Here is a 25,690-nt window from a genome sequence, read left to right as displayed (position 1 = left end):
GGGTGGCAGGCGTCAATGCGCGGCCCAGTCGTCGCGTCCCAACAGCTTGGTGGTCAGCTTTTCGAACAGGTAGGACAGGTCGCCCTGGCGCGCGTGGGCCGCCACCTTGGACGCGCGGCAGGACAGCTCGAACAGCTTGCCCAGCCCCGGCTCGGTGCGGCGGATCCGGTCGACGATCTGTTCGCGCTCTTCCAGCAGCACGTCCTGCATCAGGGCCGTTTTGGTTTCGTCATGGGTGGTGTAGACCCCCATGGCGTCCGGCACGATCAGGTTCTTGCCCTCGCGCAGGAGCCGGCTCCAGAGTTCCAGGTCCATGCAGTAGCGCATGCTCTCCTGCAGCAGGCCGTGCTTGCGCAGCAGGTCGCGGCGGAAGATGGCCGACTGGTTGGGAATCGACGCCTTCACCACCGTCAGCGTGCCGCGGTTCACGGGGGTGTAGTGGATCTTGCGGAAGATGTGGTTGTCGGCGTCGGCCACGAACAGGTTGCCGCTGACGATCGGCGCGCGGCCCTTGGCGGCCGCCGCGCCCAGCTTGCGCAGTGCGCCGGGGTAGTACAGGTCGTCGGAATTCTGCCAGCCGACGTAGTCGCCGGTGGCACGCTCGAACCCCTTGTTGATGGCATGCGACTGGCCGCGGTCCGGCGCGCTTTCCCAGTAGGTCAGGTAGCGCTCGTACTTGCGGATGATGTCCACGCTGCCATCGGTGGAGCCGCCGTCGATGATGATGTATTCCAGCCGTGGATAGCCTTGGTTCAGCACCGACACGATGGTGCGCTCCAGGAAGCGGGCCTGGTTGAACGAGGGCGTCACGATGGTCACCTTGGGCAGCAGGCCGCCGGCGATGGGCGCGGGCGGACGCAGCTCGCGGACGAAGTCGATGAGTTGACGCGAGTACTCGTTGTGACGCTTGCGCATATAAGACCTCAACATGGTGGCTACCGGGTTGCCGCAGGCAATGCGCCCGGGTAGTCGGGCCGGGATTGACGGATGGCAAGGGCCACGCCGGCCAGCGTGATCGCGGCGTACGCCATGCGGCCCCAGGCCGCGGCATGTTCCCCCACCGCGTGTACCAGCCCCGCCATGACGCACAGCATGGCCAGGCCGCCCAGGCCATTGAGAATGGCGACCGCCCGGGAATTGCCCAGCCCGAGCAGCGAAAAATGCGCGGCCGCGTTCAGCGACAGCAATCCGGACGCCACGATCAGCAGGCGGAACGTGCCCAGGTGGCCATTGGCCACGGCATCGCCCAGCAGCAGGTCCAGCAGCGGCCGGCTCACCGCCAGCACCGCCAGCGTGGCGCTGGCGGACAGCAGCAGGTTCCACAGCATCATGCGGCGGATTTCTTCCTCGGCCGCGCCAGGGTGCGGCGGCGCCACCGACAGGCGGCTGACGCGCGGCATCGCCTTCTGGAAGATGGCCACCGACGCCGTATGGATGATCTGCCCGACCTGTACCCCTACCGTATAGATGGCCAGCGCCGCCGGCCCCATCAGACTGCCCACCAGCACCCGGTCGACCGAGCCGAACGCCAGTGCGCTCAGGCTGTTCAGCCAGGACCAGCGTGAAAACCGGAAGGCATCCGCCATGGCGCCGCGATCGCGCACCGGACGCACCAGCACGCGGCCATAGCGGCGGGCGAACACCCGCATCTTTACCGAACCGGCCAGCAGCAGGCCCACCGCCTGGGCCAGCCCGGTCCAGGTGGGCGACGCGGTCAGCCAGGCCGTGGCGCAGGCCAGCGCCATCGTGCCGCTGCGGCTGACGACCTCGCACAGCGCGGTGGCGCGGAAATCCTCGCGCCCCTTCAGGCAACCGGACATCAACTGGTCGTATTGCTGGGTCAGGTAGATCGCCAGGGCCGGCATGGCCAGCAGCGTGACGGCGACGCCGCCGAAGGTGGCGGCCGGCCACCCCAGATCCACCGCCAGCCACAGGACCACGGCCGCCAGCGTCACCACGCCCAGCGCGCAGCCGATCAGCGACATGGCCACGCCCGCCGCGCGCAGGGCGCCGCCGGGCTCGTGGGCGCGCTCGGACACCAGCTTGGTGGCGGTGACCGCCGCGCCCAGATTGGCGGCGTTGCCAAAGCCCGCCAGCGCGATGATCATGGAATACTGGCCGAAGCCCACCGTGCCCAGCTGGCGAAACAGCAACGGCAGCGCCACCAGCGCGGCGACCGGGCCGATGCCGTATTCCACCAGCCCCCAGAACGAGGCATTGCCGGCGATGTGCTTCCTGATGAATCGGACCATCGGATAGCCTGTTTTCTGTGGGCGTGGCGCTCAGGCCACGGGCAGCGGATGGCGTGCCTGCTCGCGCAGGAAGTGGCCATAGGCCAGCGTCACGCCATGGTGCAGCGAAATCTCCGGTTTCCAGCCCAGCGCGCGCACCCGCGACGAATCCAGCAGCTTGCGCGGCGTGCCGTCGGGCTTGCTGGCGTCGTACACGATGGCGCCCTGGAAGCCCACCACCTGCGACACCACCCGGGCCAGCTCGGCGATGGACAGGTCCTGGCCGGCGCCGATGTTGTAGATACCTTCGGCCGAGGGCGACTCCATCAGCATCAGGCAGGCCTGCGCCAGGTCGTCCACATACAGGAACTCGCGCAGCGGCTTGCCGGTGCCCCACAGCGTGACGCTGTCGTGGTTGGCCTCGCGGCCTTCGTGGAACTTGCGGATAAGCGCCGGCAGCACATGGCTGCTGTGCAGGTCGTAGTTGTCATGCGGGCCGTACAGGTTGGTCGGCATGGCGCAGATGAAGCGCGCGCCGTATTCGCGCTGATAGGCCTCGCACAGCTTCAGGCCCGCTATCTTGGCGATGGCGTAGGGCTCGTTGGTGGCTTCCAGCGGACCGGTCAACAGCGCATCCTCGCGGATCGGCTGCGGTGCTTCGCGCGGGTAGATGCAGGACGAGCCCAGGAACAGCAGCTTGCGCACCCCGGCCGCATAGGCCGCCCGGATGACGTTGCACTGGATCATCAGGTTGCGGTAGAGAAAATCCACCGGATGATTCTGGTTGGCCAGGATGCCGCCCACCTTGGCGGCGGCCAGGTACACCACGTCGACGGGCGTGGTCGAGAAAAAGCGGTGTACCTGGTTCTGGTTTTCCAGATCCAGCTCGGCGTGCCCGCGCGTCACGATGTTGCGGTAGCCGCGCCGCTGCAGTTCGCGCACCAGCGCGGCCCCCACCATGCCGCGGTGGCCCGCCACGAACACGCGTTGGTCCAGGTTCGTCATGGCGCGCTACTCCTTGTAGGCGTAGATTTCGTAGCCGTTCTGTTCCACCAGCGCATCGCGCCGGGCGTCCTTCAGGTCGCTTTCCACCATTTCCTTGACCAGTTGCGCGAAGGTGGTGCGGGGCGACCAGCCCAGCTTTTCGCGCGCCTTGGTGGGATCGCCCAGCAGGGTCTCGACCTCGGTGGGGCGGAAATAGCGCGGATCGACCCGCACGATGACCTGGCCCGGCTTGATGTCGTGCACCGGGCTGAACAGCACGGTGGCGGTTTCCTCCAGGCCTTCGCCTTCCCAGGCCAGCAGGATGCCCAGCTCGCGCGCCGCGGTATTGATGAATTCGCGCACGCTGTATTGCAGGCCTGTGGCAATGACGTAGTCCTCGGGGGTGTCCTGCTGCAGCATCAGCCACTGCATTTCGACGTAGTCGCGGGCGTGGCCCCAGTCGCGCAGCGCCGACAGATTGCCCAGGTACAGGCATTCCTGCAGCCCCAGCACAATGCGCGCCAGGCCGCGGGTGATCTTGCGGGTCACGAAGGTTTCGCCGCGCTTGGGCGATTCGTGGTTGAACAGGATGCCGTTGCAGGCGTACATGCCATAGGCTTCGCGGTAGTTCACGCTGATCCAATAGGCGTACAGCTTGGCCGCGGCGTAGGGGCTGCGCGGATAGAACGGGGTGGTTTCCTTCTGCGGCGTTTCCTGCACCAGGCCGTACAGCTCCGAGGTCGACGCCTGGTAGAAGCGGGCCTTGTCCTCCAGCTTCAGAATGCGGATCGCTTCAAGCAGGCGCAGGGTGCCCAGTCCATCGGCATTGGCGGTGTACTCCGGCTCTTCGAACGACACCCCGACGTGGCTCTGCGCCGCCAGGTTGTAGATCTCGTCGGGTTGCACCGATTGCACGATCCGGATCAGGCTGCAGGAGTCCGTCATGTCGCCGTGGTGCAGCACGAAATTGCGGGGCTGGTCGTGCGGATCCTGGTACAGGTGGTCGATGCGCGCGGTGTTGAACAGCGAGGCGCGCCGCTTGATACCGTGGACTTCATAGCCCTTGGCCAGCAGGAACTCCGCCAGATAGGCGCCGTCTTGGCCGGTAACGCCGGTAATCAGTGCCCGTTTTTGCATGGTTTTATCCTTAAGACTTAGTCATTGCACGAAAAGAGCCGAAGGCTGCGGAACCGATGTTCAACGAGATTACTGTCGCACCCGCCGCAGAGATATCGGCCAAAAGGTCTAAGAGATCGGCTTGCCGGTAGGCAAAAAAGGACTGGATCCATTCGTCCAGCGCACCCAGCACCGTCACGGCCAGCAGGGCGGTCAGCCCCGGCCGGCGCCGCACCGAGGCGTAGACGAGCAGGGTCAGGCAGGCGTAGGCCGCCAGGTGCAGGCGCTTGTCGCCGAAGGTGGCGGACATGTCGGCCGCCAGGCCGGGCAGGTTGCCCACCGTGACCAGCGTCAGGAAGAACGCCGCCGCCGCCGGCAGGCAATAGCGCGCCACGCCGGGGCGCCAAAAGGATGAGGCCGAACGGGATGAGGCCGAACCCGTCACGTCAGACCCGGCCATACATGTCCTGGAAGCGCACGATGTCGTCTTCGCCCAGATAGGCGCCGGACTGCACCTCGATGATTTCCAGCGGAATCTTGCCGGGGTTTTCCAGGCTGTGGACCTCGCCCAGCGGGATGTAGGTCGACTGGTTCTCGGTCAGCAGGTACTGCTTGTCGCCGTTGTAGATGCGGGCCGTGCCCGACACCACCACCCAGTGCTCGGCCCGGTGATGATGCATCTGCGACGACAGGCGCGCGCCGGGTTTGACGGTGATGCGCTTGACCTGGTAACGCGGGCCGTGGCCGACCGAGTCATACGACCCCCAGGGGCGCTGCACCTCGCGGTGGTGGTTCATTTCGGCGCGGTGCTGGGTCTTGAACACCTCCACCAGCCGCTTGACGTCCTGCGAGCGTGTCTTGTGGGCCACCAGCACGGCGTCGGCGGTTTCGATCACCACGATGTCGTCCAGTCCCACCGATGCGACCAGGCGGCTGGTCGAGTGGATGAGGCAGTTGCGCGAATCCTCGACCATCACGTCGCCGGTGGTGGAATTGCCCTCGGCCGTCTTCTGCGCGATGCCCCAGACCGCGTCCCAGGCGCCCACATCGCTCCAGGAGGCAGCCAGCGGGATGACCACCGCGCTGTCGGTGCGCTCCATGATGGCGTAGTCCATCGAGTCGCTGGGGCAGGCTTCGAAGGCGGCGCTGTCCAACTGGAACAGGGCGCTTTCGCCCTGGCCGGCGGCTACCGCGGCGCGCACCTGCGCCAGGATCTTGGGGGCCAGCCGTTCCATTTCGGTCAGGAAGACCGAGGCCTGGAACGCGAACATGCCGCTGTTCCAGAAGTAGCCGCCGTCTTCGATGAAGCGCTGCGCCACTTCGGGCGAGGGCTTTTCGACAAACCGGCGCACCCGGCGGGCAGGCGCCAGGTCGCCCGGTTCGGCGGCCTGGATGTAGCCGTAGCCGCTGAGCGGGGCGGTGGGGGTGATGCCGAAGGTCACCAGCGCGCCCTCGCGGGCCGCCTGGTAGGCCTGGGCGAACGCCTCGGCCAGCACCGGGCCGTCTTCCAGCACGTGGTCCGACGGCATGATCAGCATGATCGGGTCCTCGCCGTCGCGCATCGCACGCAGCGTGGCCGCGGCGATGGCGGGCGCGGTATTGCGGGCGAAGGGCTCCAGCACAATCTCCACATCCTGGATGTCCATTTCCAGCGCCTGCTCGGCGGCGATGTAGCGGTGCGCCTCGTTGCAGACCAGCATCGGGCGGGCCTGGGCGCCGGCCGAATCCAGACGCCGCAGGGTGTTCTGCAGCAGGCTGCGGTCATCGGTCAAACGGATGAACTGCTTGGGCAACAGCTCGCGCGACAACGGCCACAGGCGCGAGCCCGAACCGCCGCAAAGAATCACGGCCCGGTAGGGGGGATGGGGTTGGGGCTGGGTCATGGCGCTGACTCCTTGAAGTAGGCCTGGGTGTACGGGTGCACGCCGGGATCGGCGGCGATGGCCGCGGCGGGCTGCCAGCGGTAGCGTCGGTGCTGGCCCAGGGGCAGGGCGGCGGTGTCGGGCGCCAGCTCGGCCTCATAGGCGAGAACGATGTAATGCGTGGAGCGGCCGGCCTCGCCGGCGAAATTGGTGCCGTAGAAGTGCTCGTAGACGCCGCGGGGACGCCAGGCCTGCGGCGGCACCGCCAGGCCCAGCTCTTCGCGGGCCAGGCGGCACAGCGCCTGGGACAGCGTTTCGTCCTTGCGCACGCGGCCGCCCGGCACGAACCAGGCCCCCTGGGCGGGCGGATTGCTGCGCAGCCCCGTCAGGTAGCGGCCGGCCGGATCACGCAGCAGCAGGTCGATGGACACTAGCGGCAGCATCTGCACCGCCCGGCGGAAGTCGTCCTCGGCCAGCAGGCCGGCGGCGGGGATGGCCAGGCGGGGCGCGGCGGGCTTGCGGTGGCCCGGCAGGGCGGGCCAGCCCAAGGGTTCAGTAGACATTTCGGCCCGTCCATCCGGAAACCGCCGTGCGGGCGATGATCATCAGGTCCATCCGGAACGTCCAGTGCTGGATGTAGTAGATGTCGTACTCGACCCGGTCGCTCATCTTGCGCAGCGTGTCGGTCTGCCCGCGCAGGCCATTGACCTGCGCCCATCCGGTGATGCCGGGCTTGACGCGGTGGCGCATCATGTAGCGCTGCACCAGGTCCTTGTAGAGCTCGTTATGTTCCAGCGCATGCGGCCGCGGCCCCACCACCGACATATCGCCGCGCAGCACGTTCAGGAACTGCGGCAGCTCATCCAGGCTGGTGCGGCGCAGGAAGCCGCCGATGCGGGTGATGCGGTTGTCATTGCGGGTGGCCTGGGTGACCACGCCGTGCTCCTGGTGCACGGTCATGGTGCGGAACTTGTAGACATGGAAGACCTTGCCGTCCACGCCCAGGCGCGGCTGGGTGAACAGCACCGGGCCGCGCGAGGTCAGCTTGACCATGGCGGCCACCGCCAGCATGAGCGGCGACAGGCCGATCAGCGCGCACAGCGCGAAACTGCGGTCGAACGCTTCCTTGGCCAGGCCGCGCACGCCGGCCGCCGGCAGGCTGTTCAGCTGGATCGCGGGCAAGCCCAGAAATTCTCCGATGCGGTGGCCCAGCAGCTGGATCGACATCACGTCGGGAATCCAGCGGATATCCACCAGGTCGTTGCGCAGGTGGTACAGCACCTCGCGCAATTCCTGGCCTGCCTCCATCGGCAGCACGATCCAGACTTCCCGCACGGTGTGTTCGCGCACAAAGCTATGCAGTGCGTTCAGCTCATGCAGGCGCCGCACCTGCGGCGGCAGGCTTTCATGGGGTTCGGCATAGATGCCGGCGACCTCGTAGCCGGCCTCGCGATAGCGTTCCACCCGGCGCCACAGGTCATGGCCCAGGGCGCCAAAGCCCACCAGCAGCACGCGCTTTTTGTTCAGGCCACGGTCGCGCGCCGCACCCAGCACGGCGTAGACCGCCAGGCGTACGCCGGCCAATGCCAGCGCCGCGCAACCGAACCAGGTGGCCGCCCACATGCGCGATACCGCCGCGCTCTGATGCATGAGAAAACTGACCAGGATGCCCAGCGCGAACACGGTGGCCCAGGCGGCCAGGCTGCGCACGACCAGATCGGTCAGCATCCGGCCGCGCCACGACACGTACAGACGGAAGGCGGGGAACAGGGCGATGACGCCCAGGCCGCACAGATAGATCAGGAACAGGTGGATCTGCGGCGGATCGATCACCGCTTCGTCCGAGAACTTGAACTCGGTGACGGCCAGGCCGCAAATGACGACGATTGCGGCATCCAGCATGCGGTACAGATAGCTGGCGCGGTTGAATCTTGCCGACGTGTCCGTTTGAGACGGGTCCATCGCTAACTCCTTCCGGTGGGGAGTCGCCCTGCGGCCGCGGGGAAAAAACGGTGCACTGCCGCAAAAGCATGTGGCTACCGTGGGAATCTTATTGAGTGCAAGGGCCACCCGAAACCTCCAAACGATGTAGGAGAAGGCTTAGGGCATCCGTCGAATGTGCGGGGGCTTGAAAAGAGAGTGGAATGTCGCAACCCGTTACGCATCGGGCTCCTTTCCAAGCAACGAAGTCATTCACAGTGGATTTGCCATGACGACATTTTTCGGAACGTTGAGCCGAGCCATCGCTGCCATCGCGCTCGTGTCCTCGCTAGGCGCTTGCGCCCTTTCCCCCGGCATGACTTTCGACGCCAAGCATCGCGTCGATCCTCTCGATCCGAACTCGGTCGCCGAGATCCGGGAAATCACGCCCAGCCTGGTGCTGGCCGACAACCGGGCGCGCCAGGCGCTGCTGGAAAACGACGGCATATCGCGCCTGGTCGACAAGACCGAGCCGTACCGCATCGGGCCCGGGGACATCCTTTCGATCGTGGTGTGGGATCACCCCGAGCTGGTCCTTCCGACGCAAACCTACGCCATCGGCACTGGGGTGACCGAACTAGCCTTTGGGGATACCGCCTCGGGCATTCCGGGGTATACGGTCTCATCCACTGGATACATCCAATTTCCCTATACAGGACTGCTGAAAGTGGCGGGCTTGACGGAACTTCAGGCGCGCAATCTCATAGTGAACAGTTCGGGGAAATATATTCAGGATCCGCAGATCACCGTGCGGGTGCTGGGGTACCGCAGCAAACGGGTCTACGTCGAAGGGGAAGTGAAGACGCCGGGCACCGTCGCGATCAACGACATCCCCATGACCTTGCTTGAAGCGATCAACCGCGCGGGCGGCATCCTGCCCACCGGCGACCGCAGCAGCGTCTATGTCATCCGCGACGGCAAGCCCACACGCGTCAACCTGCCCGCGCTGATCGACCGCGGCCAGGACCTGAACCAGGTCATGCTGAAGTCGGGCGACATTGTCAGGGTGACCCCGCGCGAAGACAGCAAGGTGTTCGTGACCGGTGAAGTGACGACGCCCGCTTCGATCGTGATGCGGGACGGCAGGCTGACGTTGAACGAAGCGCTGGGCGTGGCCGGAGGACCCAACCAGCTGACTGCGGATTCGTCGCAGGTGTTCGTGGTGCGCAGTACCGAGCAGGCGACGCCGCTGGTGTTCCATCTGAACGCCGCTTCGCCGCAGGCTTACGCGGTGGCGGAGAAGTTCGAGTTGCAACCCAAAGACGTCGTGTTCGTGGATACGGCTGCGCTGGTGCGGTGGAACCGCTTCATCAGCAATCTGTTCCCAAGCGCGCAAACGGTACAGACCGTGCATTCAATCAAGTAGTTGACCCGGGGTCCGCCCCGCGCCGCTGGGCGCGCGCGGATTCCGACCCACGCCTTTGGGGGCGCCGCAACCGCGGCGGCGCCTATTCTTGGAGAGCTGCATGTCGTTGCCCATCGAATCGTTCGAGCCCTCCGTCCCGGCTCGTCAGCAGGAAACCCCCCTGTCCTCGCACGTGGACGCCATTTTCTCCAACCGATGGCTGATCATCGCCATCACTTTGATTGCGCTATTGGGCGCAGTCGCCTACGTCATGATCACCCCATCGGTCTACCAGGCCGACATCATCGTCCAGGTGGAGGAGGAGATGCCGCAGGGCCAGAGCCGCAGCCTGCTGGGCGACGTTTCGGCCATATTCGACACCAAGGCCGAGACTTCCGGCGAGATGGAAGTCCTGCGTTCGCGCATGGTGGTGGGGCCGGCCGTCGACAAGTTCATGCTGTACATCCACGCCAAGCCGCGTTACTTCCCCGTGGTGGGCGAATGGCTGGCGCAGCGCTATGAAAGCCTGCCGTATCCGTCCGGCCTGCCGCGTGGCGGCTACGCCTGGGGCGGTGAGTCCATTTCGGTGTCGCAGCTGGATGTGCCCAACGAATGGCTGGGCAAGCCCTTTCGCGTCACAGCCCTGGGCGAGGGCGCCTACAGCCTGACCGACAAAGTCACCGGCACCACATTCCGCGGCGCCGTCGGCAAGCCCGAGCACTTCGTTCTGCCGGGCGGCGCGGCGCTGGATGTGCATATCGATGCGATCGGCGGCCGGCCAGGCACGGAATTCACGGTGTCGCGCAGCTCGCGCCTGGCCGCCATCGAAGACGTGCAATCGCGCCTGGGCATCTTCGAGCGTGGCCGCACCTCGGGCGTCATCGGCGTGACGTTGGAAGGCAACGATCCCTTGCTGACTACCGCGGTGCTGAACCAGATCGGTCAGGAATACGTGCAGCAGAACGTCAACCGCAAGTCGGCCCAGGCCGAGAAGTCGCTGGCGTTCCTGGACAAGCAGCTGCCGCAGCTCAAGCAGGAGCTGGATGCGGCCGAGACCAAGTACAACTCGCTGCGTAACAAGCGCGGCACCATTGACCTGAGCGAAGAGGCCAAGCTGATCCTGGCGCAATCGGTCGACGCCCAGACCAAGGTGATGGAACTGCGCTCCAAGCGCCAGGAACTGATCACCCGCTTCGCGCCGACCCATCCCAGCATTGTCGCCATCGACCGCCAGATCGCCTCGCTGACCGGCGACGTCAACCGCATCGGCAACAACATCAAGCAGTTGCCCGACCTGGAGCAGGACGTGGTGCGGCTGGTGCGCGACGTGCGCGTCAATACCGAGCTGTACACGGGGCTGCTGAACAACGCGCAACAACTGCGCCTGATCCGCGCCGGCAAGGTGGGCAACGTGCGCATCCTGGATGCGGCGGTGCAGCCGGACAAGCCGGTGCGCCCCAAGGCCGCCATCATCGTCGGCGTGGCCACGGCCATCGGCCTGATCTTCGGCATGCTGTGCGCGTTCGTGCGCAATGCGCTGTTCGGCGGCCTGTCGGAACCGGATGACGTGGAGCGCTACACCGGCCTGCCGGTGCTGGCGGCCATTCCGCACAGCGATCTGCAGGACAAGCTATGGCGCCGCAGCCGCCGCAAGAACGCCACGGTGCCGGCGCTATTGGCGCAAAGCCAGGGCAACGCGCCGCCCATCGAAAGCCTGCGGTCGTTCCGCAACGTGCTGCAAGCCTCGCTGCGCCAGTCGGCCAACAACATGGTCATGTTCACCGGCCCGGTGGCGGGCGTGGGCAAGTCGTTCCTGTCGGCCAACTTCGCCTTCATCCAGGGCGGGGTGGGCAAGCGCGTGCTGCTGATCGATGCCGACTTCCGCAAGGGGCAGCTGAACCGCTACTTTGGCGTGCCCAAGGAAGACGGCCTGTTCGAAGTGCTGTCGGGCACCGTGCCGCTTGAGCGCGTGCGCAAGCACAGCGTGTCCGAAGGCGTGGACTTCATCGCCACGGGCGCCGTTACCTTCGATCCGTCGGAATTGCTGGCCTCGCCGGTGTTCGGTCAGACCCTGCGCGAACTGGCCAGCCAGTACGACATGGTCATCCTGGATACGGCGCCGGTGCTGTCCTCGCCCGACGCGGCCGTGGTCGGCACGCATGCGGCGGCGGTCATGGTGGTGGTGCGTTCGGGCATGAATACGGTGGGCGAGATCCGCGAGACCGCCAAGCGCCTGATCCAGGCGGGCGCGCCGGTGGACGGGGTGCTGTTCAACGGCTTGAAACTGATGCCCGAACGCTTCGGCTTTCGGTCCAAGTATGGCGGTTACCGCTACTCGCGGGCGGCCTACTACGGCGATTTCAAGCAGAACGGCCCCAAGTAACCTCCGCGGAGAACTGGCATGCATGGAACTTTTGGCTGGGAATCCCCGCAGATCCTGGATGCGGTCTTCAAGGCTTACGACATACGCGGCACGGTGCCGGACGAGATCGACGCGCGCTTCGCCCATAGCCTGGGCATGGCGACCGGCGCGCGGGCGCTGGAGCTGGGCGCGCGCGCCATGGTGGTGGGCCGCGATGGCCGTCTGAGCAGCGTGGAACTCGCGGCCGCGCTGCAGGCTGGCCTGCGCTCGGCCGGCATGCACGTCATCGATATCGGCATGGCCACCACGCCGATGGTCTACTTCGCGGCGCGGCTGATGGATACCGGGGCCGGCATCGCCATCACCGGCAGCCACAATCCGCCGGCGCACAACGGCTTCAAGATCGTGCTGGACGGCGCGTCGCTGTATGGCGACGGCATCACCGCGCTGCGCGACGCCATGCGTCTGCCGATCGCCTCGGCCAGCGTGGCGGGCGGCCGCACGCAGATGCAGATGCAGCCGTGCTACGCGGCCCGGCTGCTGGGCGACATCCGCATGAGCCGGCCGATGAAGATCGCCATCGACTGCGGCAGCGGCGTGGCCGGCGCGGTGGCGCCGGCGCTGTTCCGCGCGCTGGGGTGCGAGGTCACCGAACTGTTCTGCGAGGTGGACGGCTCGTTCCCCGGCCACCATCCCGACCCCGCCGATCCACAGAACCTGCAGGACCTGATCTATTGCCTGCGCTATTCCGATTGCGAAGTCGGCCTGGCGTTCGACGGCGACGGCGACCGCCTGGGCGTGGTCAGCAAGTCCGGCCAGATCATCTGGCCGGACCGGCAATTGATCCTGTTCGCGCGCGACGTGCTGGCGCGCAATCCCGGCGCCGAGATTCTCTACGACGTCAAATGCAGCCGCCACGTGGCGCGCGCCATCACCGAGGCGGGCGGCAAGGCGACGATGTGCCGGACCGGGCATTCGCTGGTCAAGGCCCGGATGCGTGAAACCGGGGCGCTGCTGGCCGGCGAGATGAGCGGTCACATGTTCTTCAAGGAGCGCTGGTACGGCTTTGACGACGGCATCTACGCGGCGGCCCGGCTGCTGGAGATACTGTCCGCGGCGCCGGACCCCTCGGCGCTGCTCGAGAGCCTGCCGCAGTCCTGCGCCACCCCCGAACTGAAGCTGGATACGGCGCAAGGCGAACAGGTGGCGCTGGTGGAGGCGCTGCGCGAACACGGGGTGTTTCCCGGCGCGCTGTCCATCAACGACCTGGACGGCGTGCGGGTGGACTATGCCGATGGCTTCGGCCTGGCGCGCCCGTCCAACACCACGCCGACGGTCGTACTGCGTTTTGAAGGAGACACCGTGGCCGCGCTGGCCCGGATCGAGGAGGACTTCCGCAATGCGTTCCGGCGCATTGCACCTCATATCCGTTTACCGTTCTAAGGAGCATCACGCGATGGGAAAGGCGAATTTTGCGAGAGAGATTGCGGCGGAGAGCGAGGCGGGCGGCCTGGCCGGCAGCCCGCAATGGCAGGCGTTTGCGCAAGCGGCGGGCAATGCCCCCCTGGACGCCGGCGCGCTGAAGGTGATCGAGGCGGCGGGGCTGTGCGTGGACCTGACCATGCAGCGGCAGTCACCCGCGCTGGAAGCGGCCGCCCTGGCGCTGCTGCGGGCGCGCGGGCTGGACGCGGCGCGCCAGGCGCTGTTCGCGGGCGGACCGGTCAACTGGACCGAAGGCAAACCCGCCTGGCACACCGCGCTGCGGGCCGGGCGCACGCGTGAACAGCCGGACGGCCAGGACGAGGATTCGGTCTGCGAATATTCGCGCATGGCTGATTTCGTGCGGCGCACGGACCAGACGGCTGACTTCTCCACGGTGCTGCACATCGGCATCGGCGGCAGCGACTGGGGGCCGCGCCTGGCCATCCAGGCCTTTGGCGGCGCGGCGCAGCGGCGCCAGATCCGCTTCCTGTCCAATATCGATGGCCACGCGTTTCATGATGCGGTGGCGGGGGTCGACCCGCGGCGCTGCCTGGTGGTGGTGTCGTCCAAGTCGTTCACCACCGCCGAGACGCTGCACAACGCGCGCGCCGCCATCGCCTGGCTCAAGCAGGGCGGCGTGGCGGACGTGTCCGCGCACCTGGCGGCGGTGACCGCCAACGTGCCGGCCGCGCGCGCCCTGGGGGTGCCGTCCAGCCAGGTGTTCCGCATGTGCGACTGGGTCGGCGGCCGCTATTCCGTCTGGTCCGTCGCGGGGCTGTCGATCGCGCTGACCGTAGGCGCCGACGTGCTGATCGGCATGCGCGCCGGCGCCGAGGCCATGGACCAGCACTTCCAGCAGGCGCCCTGGGCCGCCAATGCCCCGGTGCAGCTGGCGCTGGCCGGGCTGGTCAATTGCAGCGTGCTGGGCCACGGTTCGCTCAACATCGCCGCCTACAGCGCGCGGCTGCTGCACCTGGTGACCTATCTGCAGCAGCTGGAAATGGAGTCGCTGGGCAAGCGCGTCGACGGCGACGGCGCCGAGGTCGGCGTGCCCACCGCGCCCATCATCTGGGGCATGCCGGGCACGGATGGGCAGCACACCTTCTTCCAGTGGTTGCACCAGAGCGCCGAAGGCGCGCCGGTGGATTTCATCGCCAGCCTGCAAGGCCATCTGGACAGCCCCGATGCGCATCGCATGCTGCTGGCCAATTGCCTGGCGCAGCGCCAGGCGTTGCTGCGCGGCAAGAGCCTGGAGCAGGCGCTGCTGGACGTGGCGCACATCGACGACCCGGACAAGGCGGGCAGCCTGGCGCGCCACATGGTGCATCCGGGCGGGCGGCCGTCCACACTGATCGTGCTGCGCCAGCTGGATCCGCGCGGCCTGGGCGCGCTGCTGGCGCTGTACGAGCACAAGGTGTTCGTGCAAAGCGTGGTCTGGGGCATCAATCCGTTCGACCAATGGGGCGTGGAACTGGGCAAGCGGCTGGCCAGCGGCATCGAGCGCGAGTTGGCGGTGCCAGTGTCGGCCGGCGTGGTGGATTGGGGCCACGACGCGTCGACCTCGTACTGGATCGACCGCTACCGCGGCCACGCGCAAGCGCCGCTGCCGCGTCATGCGCGCATGCCGGGCGTGGCCGCCCACCTTTGACGGAGCGGGCTATGGCGGATATGCGAGTTCTGGTCACCGGCGGCGCGGGCTATATCGGCGCGCACACGCTGGTGGCGATGCTGGCCGCGGGCCAGCGCCCGCTGGTGCTGGACAACTTCAGCAACGGCAGCGCCGAGGCGGTGCGACGGGTCGAGCGCCTGTGCAGCGCGTCGATTCCGCTGATCGAAGGCGATATCCGCCAGCCCGGCGTGGTGCAGGCCGTACTGGCGCAGGCGGCGGCCGGCGGCGACCCGGTGCGGGCCGTGCTGCATCTGGCCGGCTGCAAGGCGGTGGGCGAATCGGTGGCCGACCCGCTCAAGTACTACGACAACAATGTGGCGGGGTCGCTGGCGCTGCTGCACGCCATGCGCGAGACGGGCGTGGCGCGGCTGGTGTTCAGCTCGTCGGCCACGGTCTACGGCGAGCCTCAGTCGCTGCCGTTTACCGAGGCGCACCCGCTGGCGCCCGCCAATCCCTATGGCCGCACCAAGCTGATGGTCGAGCAGATGCTGCGCGACCTGTGCGCGGCGCAAGCCGGTTTCGGCGCGGTGACGCTGCGCTACTTCAACCCGATCGGCGCGCATCCCAGCGGCCAGATCGGCGAAAGCCCGCGCGACGTGCCCAACAACCTGTTTCCCTTCATCACGCAGGTGGCGGTGGGGCGCCGGCCCTTCCTGAACGTGTTCGGCGACGACTACGCCACGGCGGACGGCACCGGCGTGCGTGACTATCTGCATGTCATGGACCTGGCCCAGGGGCATGTGCAGGCGCTGGACTATGCGCTGGCGCATCCCGGGTTCGTGGCGGTCAACCTGGGCACGGGGCAGGGCACCAGCGTGCTCGAGCTGGTGCAGGCGTTCGAACGGGTCAACCAGTGCCGCATTCCCCTGCGCACGCAGCCGCGCCGTCCCGGCGACATCGAGCGGATGTGGGCCGATCCCGCCCTGGCGGCGTCCCTGCTGGGTTGGCGCAGCCGCCGCGGGGTGGACGCCATGTGCGCTGACGGCTGGCGTTGGCAACAGGGCAATCCGCGGGGTTACGAGACCGATCCGCCCGCGGCATAAAACCCCGACAGCCTGTCGGACAGATTCCGCGAACCGGGCGAAGCGGTTACAGTTGACGGAAATATTGCGAAGCAGCATCGCCGCGCGGCCCGGCCGTCATCCGGCGATGCACCGTCAGCGAGGCACCCTCATGTTCGATTCCCATTCCCCGGCCGGCCTGCGTGCCGGCCTGTCCACCCCGGCGGGGCGGTCCCTATGAGCGGCCCGGCCTACCTGCCCCCGGCCCACTGGAACCTGGACAGCATCGTGTCCGGCCTGCGCGAGGCGCGCGTCGCCTGGCGCGGTCCGCGCGGCCGCCTGCGCGAAGATGCCGGCCTGCGCGAATTCCCGTCCCAGGAAAGCCTGCGCCAGATCATCAAGGACCTCTGTGGCGCCTTGTTCCCGATGCGCCTGGGCCCCATCGACCTGCGCGAGGAAGTCGAGGACTTCTACGTCGGCCACACCATCGGCGCGGCGCTGGATGCGCTGTTGCACCAGGTCGGCCTGGAACTGCAATACGTCGGACGCCAGGATCCTGCGCAGCAGGCCGATACGCAGCAGCGCGCCATCGAGATCGTGCGCCAGTTCGGCGCCGAACTGCCGCGCGTGCGCGCCGCGCTGGACCTGGACGTGACCGCCGCCTACCAGGGCGACCCGGCCGCGCACAGCGTCGACGAAGTGCTGCTGTGCTATCCCGGCGTGGCCGCCATGATCCACCACCGCCTGGCCAACGTGCTGTACCGCCTGGGTGTGCCCATGCTGGCGCGCATCGTGGCCGAGATCGCCCATGCCGACACCGGCATCGACATCCACCCCGGCGCCACCATCGGCCGCAGCTTCTTCATCGACCACGGCACGGGCGTCGTGATCGGCGAAACCGCCATCATCGGCGACCGCGTGCGGCTCTACCAGATGGTCACACTGGGCGCCAAGCGCTTCCCGCCGGGCGAGAACGGCGAGCTCAAGAAAGGCCTGGCGCGCCATCCGCTGATCGAAGATGATGTCGTGATCTACGCGGGCGCCACCATTCTGGGGCGCGTCACCATCGGCAAGGGGTCGACCATCGGCGGCAACGTCTGGCTTACGCGCAGCGTGCCGCCGGGCAGCAACGTCACCCAGGCCAGCTTGGTCAGCGACATGCCGGATTGCGGCCTGGGCGGCTGACACCCGCGTTGCGGCGGTCGATAGGGAGCCAGGATGGACACACGAGTTTCGGATCTGGCCGCGTTGCGCGGCTTTGTCGACCGCCACCCGCGGTTGTTCGTCCTGACCGGGGCGGGCGTCAGCACCGACTCCGGCATTCCCGATTACCGCGACACCGACGGCGAATGGAAGCGCAAGCCGCCCATGACGCTGCAGACCTTCATGGGCGACGACCTGGCCCGGGCCCGCTACTGGGCCCGTAGCATGGTCGGCTGGCGCCGTTTCGGCCAGGTGCAGCCCAACGCCTCGCACCGGGCGCTGGCGCGCCTGCAGCATCGCGGCCTGGTGTCCATCCTGGTCACGCAGAACGTCGATGGCCTGCACGAGGCCGCCGGCAGCCGCGACGTCGTCGACCTGCATGGCCGGCTGGACGAAGTGCGCTGCATGAATTGCGATTGGCGCGGCGGCCGCCAGGCCTGGCAGGAAACCCTGCACGAACGCAATCCCGGCTGGATCGCCTTCGAGGCCGATGACGCGCCGGACGGCGACGCCGACCTGGACGGGGTGGATTTCGCTTCGTTCCGCGTGCCGCCCTGTCCGCGCTGCGGCGGGGTGGTCAAGCCGGACGTGGTTTTCTTCGGCGAAACGGTGCCGCGCGACCGGGTCGAGCGGGCCAACGCCGGCCTGATGGCGGCCGACGCGGTGCTGGTGGCCGGCTCGTCGCTGATGGTCTATTCCGGTTACCGGTTTGTGACGGCGGCGGCGCGCAACGGCATGCCGATCGCCGCCATCAACCTGGGCCGCACGCGGGCCGACAACCTGCTGACCCTGAAGGTGGAGCTGCCCTGCGCGGTGGCGCTGGACGCCTTATAACGGGGACAGAGGCCGGCCGGTTTTTGACCGGTTTAACCAAGTGCCTGCCCTGTAAGGGTTTTTTCGGCCAGTTACAGACCTTTCCATAGGGTTGTCCACAGATACTGTGGATAATTCCTAGGGATAACCCCGAGTTTGCGAGCATTTTCCGGCGAATTGGCCGACGTTTCAGCCCTCGGCGTCCGGCGCCGCGTCGCCCAGCAGGGCCTTGCGCGCCGCATGCCAACTGCCCGCATCGGGCGCATACAACAGGCCGCCGCTGCGGTGGGTGGGCTTGTAGGGCGACCCGTCAAAGCGCGCCGCATAGCCACCCGCTTCGCGATGCAGCAGCCAGCCGGCGGCGTGGTCCCAAGCCGTCAACTGGTTGTACAGGGCGACATGGCTATGTCCGGCCGCCAGCATGCGGTATTCGTGCGCGGCGCAGCGCAGGCTGGCCGTGCTGCCCAGCCGCGACAGATTGCTGTTGACGGTGGTGCGCAGCGGTTCGGGCAGGGCGCCGGTGGAGATCAGGCCGTCCATGTCTTCGGGCGGGGCCGGGGCCGCCACCGCCAGCGTGGCCTGCTTGCCGTTCTCGTATTCCATCCAGGCGCCCTCGCCGCGCACGGCCAGCGCGCTGTCGCGGCTGACGGGGTCGTAGATCACGCCGGCGATCACGTCGCCGCGATGACAGGCGGCGATCATCATGCCGAACAGCGGCAGGCCGGCGACGTAGTTGCGGGTGCCGTCGATCGGGTCGATCAGGAAGGCCAGGTCGGCGTCGACCAGCATGTTCAGCAAGGCGGGATTGCGGGTCGAGGCTTCTTCGCCGATCAGCACGGCGCCCGGATGCAGCTTGGACAGGCGCGCGGCGATCAGGCGTTCGGCGGCCTCGTCGGCGTCGGTCACCAGGTCGCGCGGCGAGGTCTTGTCGCGCACGGACCCCTCGGGCAGGTTGCGAAAGCGCGGCATGACTTCCGCCTGCGCCGCTTCTGCCAGGATGCTCGCCAGCCGGCGGGTGTCCTCACGGGTAAATGATCTGCTCATATTGGCTCGTCCAGGGAACGCGCAAATCTATCACGCCTGGGCGGCAATTGATCGTGATTTATAACCGTATGAACTTAAAGGGAATTTGCTACCTGTGCAGGACTTATCTGCCAGGTTGTCCACAATTCCTGGGGATAAACGGGACCCGAGTCCCGTTTCATCCTCCCCATCCGCAGGCCGGGCGCCGTGGGCGCCCGGGGGGCCAGAGCCTGTCGCCACGTAAAGGGAGCGCCTTTTCGTCGCGACCGGCCGGCCCTGGCGGCTCAGGCGCCCAGGTCCACGCACAGATACTTGAGCTCGAGGTATTCCTCGATGCCGTGCTTGGAGCCTTCACGGCCCAGGCCCGATTGCTTGACGCCGCCGAACGGGCCGACTTCGTTGGAGATCAGGCCGGTATTGATGCCGACGATGCCGTATTCCAGCGCTTCGGACACGCGCCAGATGCGGGCGTAGTCGCGCGTGAAGAAGTAGGCGGCCAGGCCGAAGATGGTGTCGTTGGCCATGCCGATGACTTCGTCTTCGGATTCAAAGCGGAACAACGGGGCCACGGGCCCGAAGGTTTCTTCGGTGGCAAAGCGCATCGACTGCGTCACGTCGCGCACCACGGTGGGTTCGAAGAACGTGCCGCCCAGCGCATGCGGCTTGCCGCCAGCGATGACCTTGGCGCCGTGCGCGGTGGCGTCGGCGATGTGCTCCTGCACCTTTTCGACGGCGTTGGCGTCGATCAGCGGACCCTGCGTCACGCCGTCACCGAAGCCGTCGCCCACCTTCATGGCATTGACCTTGGCCACCAGGCGCTTGGCGATTTCCTCGTACACGCCGGCCTGCACGTAGATGCGGTTGGCGCACACGCAGGTCTGGCCGGCATTGCGGTACTTGGACGCCAGGATGCCGTCCACGGCGCGGTCCAGGTCGGCGTCGTCGAACACGATGAACGGCGCATTGCCGCCCAGTTCCAGCGACAGCTTCTTGATGGTGGGGGCGCATTGTTCCATCAGCGTGCGGCCCACTTCGGTCGAACCGGTGAAGCTCAGCTTGCGCACCACCTCGCTTTCGCACAGCGCCGCGCCGATGTCGCGCGAGCTGCCGGTGATGACGTGGAACACGCCGGCTGGCACGCCGGCTTCTTCGGCCAGCACGGCCAGCGCCAGCGCGGTCAGCGGCGTCTGCTGGGCAGGCTTGACCACCATGGTGCAGCCGGCAGCCAGGGCTGGGCCCACCTTGCGGGTGATCATCGCGGCCGGGAAGTTCCAGGGCGTGATCGCGGCGGTCACGCCGATGGGCTGCTTGAGCACCATCAAGCGCTGGCCAGCCTTGGGGCTTTGCAGCACTTCGCCGTCGATGCGCTTGGCTTCTTCGGCGAACCATTCCAGGAACGACGCCGCGTAGGCGATTTCGCCGGCGGCCTCGGTCACGGGCTTGCCCTGTTCCGAGGTCATGATGGCGGCCAGGTCCTGCTGGTTCTGCAGCATCAGCTGGGCCCACTTCAGCAGGATCGCGGCGCGCTCCTTGCCGGTCTTGGCGCTCCAGGCGGGCAGGGCGGCCTCGGCGCTGGCGATGGCCTGTTCGGTTTCCTTGCGACCCAGCTTGGGCACGGAAACGATGGTCTTGCCGGTCGAGGGATTGTCTACGGGAATGGACGGGCCGTTGCCGGCGGATACCCACTTGCCGTCGATGTAGCAGGCGTCACGCAGCAGTTCGGGACGCGAAAGGGGATGGGTCAAAGACGTCATTGCAAAAGTCTCCAATATGGGAACGCAGCCGCCGGGGCGGAATTGACGCGGGCGCAGCGGAACTCCGCTACGCCCGCAATCGCCGTGCCCGACGGCCGCAAAACCGGATGGTCGGGCCGGGGCCCTGACCTGGACCGACTTGACCTTAAGCGGCCAGCGACTCGGTCAGGATGGCCAGCGCGCGATCGAACTGGGCGTCGGGAATGGTCAAGGGGTACAGGAAGCGCAGAACGTTGCCGTACACCCCGCAGCTTAGCAAGATCAGGCCGCGTTCCAGGGCGCGGGCCTGCACCTTCTTGACCGCTTCGGCGTCGGGCTTGCCGTTGGCGTCGTTCAGTTCCAGCGCCACCATCGAGCCCAGGCCGCGCACGTCGGCGATGCCCGCCACCTTGGCGCGCAGGCCTTCCAGGTGGGCGCGCAGCTTGTCGCCCAGGATCACGGAACGCTCGCACAGCTTTTCTTCGGCGATCACGTCCAGCACGGCGTGGGCCGCGGCCACCGCCAGGGGGTTGCCGGCATAGGTGCCGCCCAGGCCGCCCGCGGCCGGGCCGTCCATGACGTCGGCGCGGCCGACCACGCCCGAGATCGGGAAGCCGCCGCCCAGGCTCTTGGCCATGGTGATCAGGTCGGCCTGCACCGTGTGGTGCTCCATGGCGAACAGCTTGCCGGTGCGCCCGAAGCCGGTCTGCACTTCGTCGGCGATCAGCAGAATGCCGTGCTCGTCGCAGACCTTGCGCAGCGCGGTCATGAGTTCGGGCGGGGTGATGTTGAAGCCGCCTTCGCCTTGCACCGGCTCGATGATGATGGCCGCGACGCGCTTGGGATCGATGTCGACCTTGAACAGCAAGTCCAGCGCCTTGAGCGAATCGGCTACGGTGATGGACTGCGTGCCGTTGGGGAAGGGCACGTGGTAGATGTCGCCCGGCATCGGGCCGAAGGACAGCTTGTAGGGGGCAACCTTGCCGGTCAGCGCCATGCCCAGCATGGTGCGGCCGTGGAAAGAGCCCGAGAAGGCGATGACGCCCGAACGGCCGGTGGCCGAACGCGCGATCTTGATGGCGTTTTCGACGGCTTCGACGCCGGTCGTGAAGAAGGCGGACTTCTTCAGGCCGTCGATGGGGGCCAGGCGGTTGATGCGCTCGGCCAGCGAGATGTAGCCCTCGTAGGGCACGATCTGGTAGGCGGTATGCGTGAAGTTGTCCAACTGGGCGCTGACGGCGGCCTTGACCTTGGGGTGCAGGTGACCGGTGTTCAGCACCGCGATGCCGCCCGCGAAATCGATGTATTCCTTGCCGTTGGCATCCCACAGCGTGGCGTTCTCGGCGCGCACGGCATAGAAATCGCACATGACGCCGACGCCGCGCGGCGTGGCCAGGGAACGGCGGGTATTCAGGTCCTGATTCTTCATCTCAGCCTCGGATGGCAAGTGGGCGGGAAAGCGTTTATTTAATGCTACTATGGCCCCATTGGTGGGAACCACTTTTATAAATCAGGTAGAACCAATTGCGGTCCATCGTCGGTGACTTGCTGCTGCTGCGCCTGGCTGATGCCGCGGGCGGGCCGATGAACAAGCGGCTCTACCACGGCATACGCGAAGCCATCCTCGATGGATCCATTGCCGCGGACTCGCGCCTGCCCGCATCGCGAGACCTGGCGGCCGAGTTGGGCATCGCCCGCAATACGGTGGTGCACGTCTACAGCCAGCTGCTGGCTGAAGGCTACACCCGCAGCCGCCAGGGCAACGGCACCTTCGTCAACGCCTCGCTGCCGGATTCCTACCTGGCCAGCGGCCGCCAGTCGCGGCGCGCGCCGGCGCCGCCGCCGCGCGCGGTCCTGTCGGCGCGCGGGGCCGCCATCGTCGACGGCGTGTCGGCCTCGCCCTACCAGTGGGGCGCGTTCATGCCGGGCGTGCCCGACCTGACCGAATTCCCCCACAAGAAATTCGGCCGCATCTTTTCCGCGCTGTGGCGCAATCCCGCGCCGGACCTGCTGACCTACGCCTACGGCGGCGGCCTGCCCGCGCTGCGCGAGGCGCTGGCCCAGCATCTGGCGCTGACGCGCTCGATCGACTGCGACCCCGACCAGATCCTGATCACCGAAGGCTCGCACCAGGCCATCGACCTGGCCACCCGCATCCTGGGTGAAACGGGCGAAACCGCCTGGGTCGAAGACCCCGGCTACTGGGGCGCGCGCACGGTGCTGCAGGCCAATGGCCTGCGCACGGTGCACCTGCCGGTCGACGAAGAAGGCATGCGGCTGCCGGAAGGCGGCGCCTTGCCGGGCGGCGCGCCGCCGCGCTTCATCTTCGTCACGCCATCGCACCAGTATCCGCTGGGGCCGGTCATGTCGCTGGCGCGCCGGCGCCAGCTACTGGCGGTGGCGCACCAGCACGGCAGCTGGATCATCGAAGACGACTACGACAGCGAATTCCGCTTCTCGGGCCGGCCCATCGCGTCGCTGCTGGGGCTGGAACCGGACGCGCCCGTGATCTACATGGGCACCTTCAGCAAGACGCTGTATCCCGGCCTGCGGGTGGGCTACCTGGTGCTGCCCAAGGCGCTGACCGCCGCGTTCCAGGCCGCGCACGCCGAGCTTTACCGCGAAGGCCACCTGATGACGCACGCGGCGCTCGCCACCTTCATCGCCGAAGGCCACTACGCCGCCCATATCCGCCGCATGCGCATGCTGTATGCGCGCCGCCGCGCCATGCTGGTCAACCTGATCGAACGCCGCCTGGGTCCCGACTGGCTGCATCGCGATGCCAGCCTGGCGGGCCTGCACCTGGTGCTGACCCTGCCGGCGCACATGGACGACCTGCGCGTGGTCGAGGTGGCGCGGCGCAAGGGCGTGCTGACCCGCGCGCTGTCGCGCTACTACGTCAATGCCGAAGGACGCCGGCCTGGCCTGTTGCTGGGCTACGCCTGCGTGCCCGAGCATGACATCGCGCGCAAATTCGAAGTGCTGCTCGAAAGCCTGGCGGAGGTGGCACGCGCCACGCCCGCGCCGCAGGCGCTGTCGGAAACCGAGGCCTAGGTCTGTCGGGCAGGCGGGCGCCCGTCGCGCTGAGCGCACGCGGCATTCAAACCCGTCCGCCTTGAATGCCGTCACCGCCCAACGCCGCCTTGAATGCCGCGGCGTTGCGCATGCCCTGGTCTTCGAAGTTGGTATTGAACACCGCGTGCGCCTGCGCGCTCTGCTGCGCCAGTTGCTGGAAGCGCCGCGCCAGTTCGGCCAGTTCCGCTTCCGTATATTCGTACTGGAAACGCCCCGACGAGGCCGGGCCCGTCGCGTTCCAGGTGGCTGCGTTGCGGCCATGCAGGCGCAGCAGCGTCAGGTCGGGATGGGTGCATGCCCAGACCGCCGGCACGCTGTTGTCAAAGCCTTGCGGCGCGTCGACCACCGTATGCGCCACGCCCAATTCGCGTTCCATCGCCAGCGTGCCGGCCGTGGCCTCGGCCGAGGCGAACCAGCTGCGATGGCGAAATTCCACCGACACCAGATGCTCGTCCAGGCGCCGCACGCAGTCGGCAACCAGCGCCATGCCGCGCGCATCGCGCTGGACCCACGGCGGAAACTGAAAATGCACCGCGCCCAGCTTGTCCGCCATGCGCAGCGGCTCCAGCGCCAGCGTGTAGCGGCGCCATAGTTCGTCGCGCAGGTCGTCGGGCATGCCGCGGTGGTAGATCACCGGTTCGGGCCAGTCGCCCAGTTCCTGGCGGATATCGGCCGGCAGCGCCGTCAGCGGCGTCTGGTGGCCGGTGAACAGCCGGTACGCCTTGATGTTGAAGACGAAGTCGTCCGGCGTGCGTTGCGCCCACAGGTAGGCGTTTTCCGCGCTGGGCAGGGCGTAGTAGCTGGAATCCACCTCGGCCAGCCTGAAACGCGAGGCATAGAAGCGCAGCCGCGCTTCGGCGCTGTTGGCGTGAGGCGGATAGAAGCGGCCGCAGGCCAATAGCGTGGGGTCGGTCCAGGAGGCGGTGCCGGCAAGCAGGCGCATGGCGTGGGGCAAGCGCCGCGGGGGCGGCACGACGGATAGGAAGCATTCGATTTTTTCATTCTCGTGCCGTTTTTTCAATTTTTGTTGCAACTTGAGCGACGTTGGTTGTCATTGACGCCAAATCGTCGTGGTATTTCTTCCTGTCCACCGGGGATGTTGACCCCGGGGCGTATCGACACTCGTTGTCGGCGCGCAGGTGCAATGCGACATGGGAGATCCCTGATGCTGTCATTGGTGCTATTGCGTGTCGGGCTGCCCCAATGAGCGGCCTGTTCAATTCCGAGGCCCGCCTCTACCGCCTGCAAGGCGAGGGGGCACTGGCGTCGCTGCACGTCGAAGGCTGGACCGGCCGCGAAGCGTTGTCGGACGTGGCGCAGTTGCGCGTGGTGGCCCTGTCGGACGACGCCGGCCTGTCGTTGCAGGACATGATCTCGCGCCCCGTTACCCTCTGGACCACCCGCGCCGATGGCAGCCACAGCGGCCGCAGCGGCGTGGTGCGCGAGGCTGAACTGCTGGCCGGCGATGCGGGCCTGGCGCGCTACCGGCTCACGGTGGTGCCCTGGCTGTGGCTGGCCACGCAGCGGCGTGCCAGCCGGTTGTTTGAGAACAAGCCCGTGCTGGACATCGTGCGCCATGTGCTGGACACGTATGAAGGCTATGTCTACCGCATCGCGGCCGACGTCGAAGGGGCGCTGGCCGACCTGGCGCCGCGCCCCTACACCACGCAGTATCGCGAGACCGACTACGCCTTCATCAGCCGCCTGTTGGCCGAGGCCGGCCTGGGCTGGACCGTGCTGGAAGACGCCGAGGTGCCCGCGCGCCACGTGGTGCAGATTTTTGCCGACAGCCGCACCCTGGCCGAAGACGC

21 protein-coding genes are annotated in these 25,690 nt (G+C 67.3%); 9 read left to right on the top strand and 12 right to left on the bottom strand.

Annotated features, from left to right (window positions below; translation table 11 throughout):
- Window positions 1-12 precede the first annotated feature (12 nt).
- The 8 genes from A9974_RS26995 to A9974_RS26960 form a co-directional block, all read right to left on the bottom strand.
- Complete coding sequence (locus A9974_RS26995) at window positions 13-915, bottom strand: glycosyltransferase family 2 protein (protein ID WP_183007244.1); 903 nt, start codon at window positions 913-915, stop codon at window positions 13-15.
- Between the two features lie 20 nt (window positions 916-935).
- Window positions 936-2,252 (bottom strand): lipopolysaccharide biosynthesis protein, encoded by a 1,317-nt coding sequence (locus A9974_RS26990; protein WP_183007243.1) that lies wholly within the window; start codon window positions 2,250-2,252, stop codon window positions 936-938.
- 30 nt (window positions 2,253-2,282) lie between these two features.
- Complete coding sequence (locus tag A9974_RS26985) at window positions 2,283-3,236, bottom strand: GDP-L-fucose synthase (protein WP_183007242.1); 954 nt, start codon at window positions 3,234-3,236, stop codon at window positions 2,283-2,285.
- A gap of 6 nt (window positions 3,237-3,242) precedes the next feature.
- Complete coding sequence (gene gmd / locus A9974_RS26980; protein WP_183007241.1) at window positions 3,243-4,352, bottom strand: GDP-mannose 4,6-dehydratase; 1,110 nt, start codon at window positions 4,350-4,352, stop codon at window positions 3,243-3,245.
- Window positions 4,353-4,362: 10 nt separating this feature from the next.
- Complete coding sequence (locus tag A9974_RS26975) at window positions 4,363-4,791, bottom strand: VanZ family protein (RefSeq protein WP_220806141.1); 429 nt, start codon at window positions 4,789-4,791, stop codon at window positions 4,363-4,365.
- Window positions 4,778-6,214, bottom strand: a complete 1,437-nt coding sequence (locus tag A9974_RS26970) for a mannose-1-phosphate guanylyltransferase/mannose-6-phosphate isomerase (protein WP_183007240.1) — start codon at window positions 6,212-6,214, stop codon at window positions 4,778-4,780. Before A9974_RS26970 ends, A9974_RS26975 begins: the two co-directional genes overlap by 14 nt.
- Window positions 6,211-6,672 carry a GDP-mannose mannosyl hydrolase gene (locus A9974_RS26965; protein WP_220806149.1) on the bottom strand — a complete coding sequence of 154 codons (462 nt, stop codon included), beginning with the start codon at window positions 6,670-6,672 and terminating at the stop codon, window positions 6,211-6,213. Before A9974_RS26965 ends, A9974_RS26970 begins: the two co-directional genes overlap by 4 nt.
- A gap of 73 nt (window positions 6,673-6,745) precedes the next feature.
- A complete protein-coding gene (locus tag A9974_RS26960; protein ID WP_183007238.1) occupies window positions 6,746-8,155 on the bottom strand; it encodes an undecaprenyl-phosphate glucose phosphotransferase in 1,410 nt (469 codons plus the stop codon).
- Window positions 8,156-8,402: 247 nt separating this feature from the next.
- Between A9974_RS26960 and A9974_RS26955 the strand changes: the two genes are divergently transcribed.
- The 7 genes from A9974_RS26955 (at window position 8,403) to A9974_RS26925 (ending at window position 18,069) form a co-directional block, all read left to right on the top strand.
- Complete coding sequence (locus A9974_RS26955; RefSeq protein WP_183007237.1) at window positions 8,403-9,539, top strand: polysaccharide biosynthesis/export family protein; 1,137 nt, start codon at window positions 8,403-8,405, stop codon at window positions 9,537-9,539.
- Between the two features lie 100 nt (window positions 9,540-9,639).
- Window positions 9,640-11,901 (top strand): GNVR domain-containing protein, encoded by a 2,262-nt coding sequence (locus A9974_RS26950; protein WP_183007236.1) that lies wholly within the window; start codon window positions 9,640-9,642, stop codon window positions 11,899-11,901.
- An 18-nt stretch (window positions 11,902-11,919) separates the two neighbouring features.
- Window positions 11,920-13,323, top strand: coding sequence for a phosphomannomutase/phosphoglucomutase (locus tag A9974_RS26945; protein WP_183007235.1), 1,404 nt, complete (start codon window positions 11,920-11,922; stop codon window positions 13,321-13,323).
- A gap of 13 nt (window positions 13,324-13,336) precedes the next feature.
- Window positions 13,337-15,010: a glucose-6-phosphate isomerase gene (gene pgi / locus A9974_RS26940; protein ID WP_183007234.1), complete on the top strand. Its 1,674-nt coding sequence runs from the start codon at window positions 13,337-13,339 to the stop codon at window positions 15,008-15,010.
- Window positions 15,011-15,021: 11 nt separating this feature from the next.
- Entirely contained in the window at window positions 15,022-16,074 is a 1,053-nt protein-coding gene (galE, locus tag A9974_RS26935) for a UDP-glucose 4-epimerase GalE (RefSeq protein WP_183007233.1), read from the top strand.
- Between the two features lie 195 nt (window positions 16,075-16,269).
- Complete coding sequence (gene epsC, locus A9974_RS26930) at window positions 16,270-17,217, top strand: serine O-acetyltransferase EpsC (protein ID WP_183007232.1); 948 nt, start codon at window positions 16,270-16,272, stop codon at window positions 17,215-17,217.
- Window positions 17,218-17,250: 33 nt separating this feature from the next.
- Window positions 17,251-18,069 (top strand): NAD-dependent protein deacetylase, encoded by an 819-nt coding sequence (locus tag A9974_RS26925; protein WP_183007231.1) that lies wholly within the window; start codon window positions 17,251-17,253, stop codon window positions 18,067-18,069.
- Between the two features lie 168 nt (window positions 18,070-18,237).
- Here A9974_RS26925 and A9974_RS26920 read toward each other — a convergent pair whose 3' ends face one another.
- The 3 genes from A9974_RS26920 to gabT form a co-directional block, all read right to left on the bottom strand.
- The gene (locus A9974_RS26920) at window positions 18,238-19,092 is read right to left on the bottom strand and encodes an inositol monophosphatase family protein (RefSeq protein ID WP_183007230.1); all 855 of its coding nucleotides are present in this window, start codon (window positions 19,090-19,092) and stop codon (window positions 18,238-18,240) included.
- A 263-nt stretch (window positions 19,093-19,355) separates the two neighbouring features.
- Complete coding sequence (locus A9974_RS26915; RefSeq protein WP_183007229.1) at window positions 19,356-20,825, bottom strand: NAD-dependent succinate-semialdehyde dehydrogenase; 1,470 nt, start codon at window positions 20,823-20,825, stop codon at window positions 19,356-19,358.
- A 145-nt stretch (window positions 20,826-20,970) separates the two neighbouring features.
- Window positions 20,971-22,233 (bottom strand): 4-aminobutyrate--2-oxoglutarate transaminase, encoded by a 1,263-nt coding sequence (gabT, locus tag A9974_RS26910; RefSeq protein WP_183007228.1) that lies wholly within the window; start codon window positions 22,231-22,233, stop codon window positions 20,971-20,973.
- A gap of 95 nt (window positions 22,234-22,328) precedes the next feature.
- On the opposite strand from gabT, the gene A9974_RS26905 reads away from it, so the two are divergent.
- Entirely contained in the window at window positions 22,329-23,858 is a 1,530-nt protein-coding gene (locus A9974_RS26905; protein WP_370539688.1) for a PLP-dependent aminotransferase family protein, read from the top strand.
- Window positions 23,859-23,904: 46 nt separating this feature from the next.
- Here the strand turns inward: A9974_RS26905 and A9974_RS26900 are convergent, their stop codons facing one another.
- Window positions 23,905-24,822 (bottom strand): DUF72 domain-containing protein, encoded by a 918-nt coding sequence (locus A9974_RS26900; RefSeq protein WP_183007227.1) that lies wholly within the window; start codon window positions 24,820-24,822, stop codon window positions 23,905-23,907.
- A 260-nt stretch (window positions 24,823-25,082) separates the two neighbouring features.
- On the opposite strand from A9974_RS26900, the gene A9974_RS26895 reads away from it, so the two are divergent.
- Window positions 25,083-25,690, top strand: a 608-nt coding sequence (locus A9974_RS26895) for a type VI secretion system Vgr family protein (RefSeq protein ID WP_220806140.1), incomplete at its 3' end; no start/stop codon positions are given.

This window comes from Achromobacter sp. UMC71, assembly GCF_014170305.1.
Lineage (GTDB): Bacteria > Pseudomonadota > Gammaproteobacteria > Burkholderiales > Burkholderiaceae_B > Achromobacter.
The sequence above is the reverse complement of the archived record's forward strand: the minus strand, read 5'-3'. Positions and strand labels throughout refer to the sequence as shown.

Coding starts and splice junctions, on each gene's coding strand:
- A9974_RS26975 (WP_220806141.1), bottom strand. CDS start 4,791: ATGGCCGGGTCTGACGTGACGGGTTCGGCCTCATCCCGTTCGGCCTCA.
- gmd (WP_183007241.1), bottom strand. CDS start 4,352: ATGCAAAAACGGGCACTGATTACCGGCGTTACCGGCCAAGACGGCGCC.
- A9974_RS26945 (WP_183007235.1), top strand. CDS start 11,920: ATGCATGGAACTTTTGGCTGGGAATCCCCGCAGATCCTGGATGCGGTC.
- galE (WP_183007233.1), top strand. CDS start 15,022: ATGGCGGATATGCGAGTTCTGGTCACCGGCGGCGCGGGCTATATCGGC.
- A9974_RS26955 (WP_183007237.1), top strand. CDS start 8,403: ATGACGACATTTTTCGGAACGTTGAGCCGAGCCATCGCTGCCATCGCG.
- gabT (WP_183007228.1), bottom strand. CDS start 22,233: ATGAAGAATCAGGACCTGAATACCCGCCGTTCCCTGGCCACGCCGCGC.
- A9974_RS26920 (WP_183007230.1), bottom strand. CDS start 19,092: ATGAGCAGATCATTTACCCGTGAGGACACCCGCCGGCTGGCGAGCATC.
- epsC (WP_183007232.1), top strand. CDS start 16,270: ATGAGCGGCCCGGCCTACCTGCCCCCGGCCCACTGGAACCTGGACAGC.
- A9974_RS26950 (WP_183007236.1), top strand. CDS start 9,640: ATGTCGTTGCCCATCGAATCGTTCGAGCCCTCCGTCCCGGCTCGTCAG.
- A9974_RS26960 (WP_183007238.1), bottom strand. CDS start 8,155: ATGGACCCGTCTCAAACGGACACGTCGGCAAGATTCAACCGCGCCAGC.
- A9974_RS26970 (WP_183007240.1), bottom strand. CDS start 6,214: ATGACCCAGCCCCAACCCCATCCCCCCTACCGGGCCGTGATTCTTTGC.
- A9974_RS26900 (WP_183007227.1), bottom strand. CDS start 24,822: ATGCGCCTGCTTGCCGGCACCGCCTCCTGGACCGACCCCACGCTATTG.
- A9974_RS26925 (WP_183007231.1), top strand. CDS start 17,251: ATGGACACACGAGTTTCGGATCTGGCCGCGTTGCGCGGCTTTGTCGAC.
- A9974_RS26915 (WP_183007229.1), bottom strand. CDS start 20,825: ATGACGTCTTTGACCCATCCCCTTTCGCGTCCCGAACTGCTGCGTGAC.
- pgi (WP_183007234.1), top strand. CDS start 13,337: ATGGGAAAGGCGAATTTTGCGAGAGAGATTGCGGCGGAGAGCGAGGCG.
- A9974_RS26990 (WP_183007243.1), bottom strand. CDS start 2,252: ATGGTCCGATTCATCAGGAAGCACATCGCCGGCAATGCCTCGTTCTGG.
- A9974_RS26985 (WP_183007242.1), bottom strand. CDS start 3,236: ATGACGAACCTGGACCAACGCGTGTTCGTGGCGGGCCACCGCGGCATG.
- A9974_RS26995 (WP_183007244.1), bottom strand. CDS start 915: ATGCGCAAGCGTCACAACGAGTACTCGCGTCAACTCATCGACTTCGTC.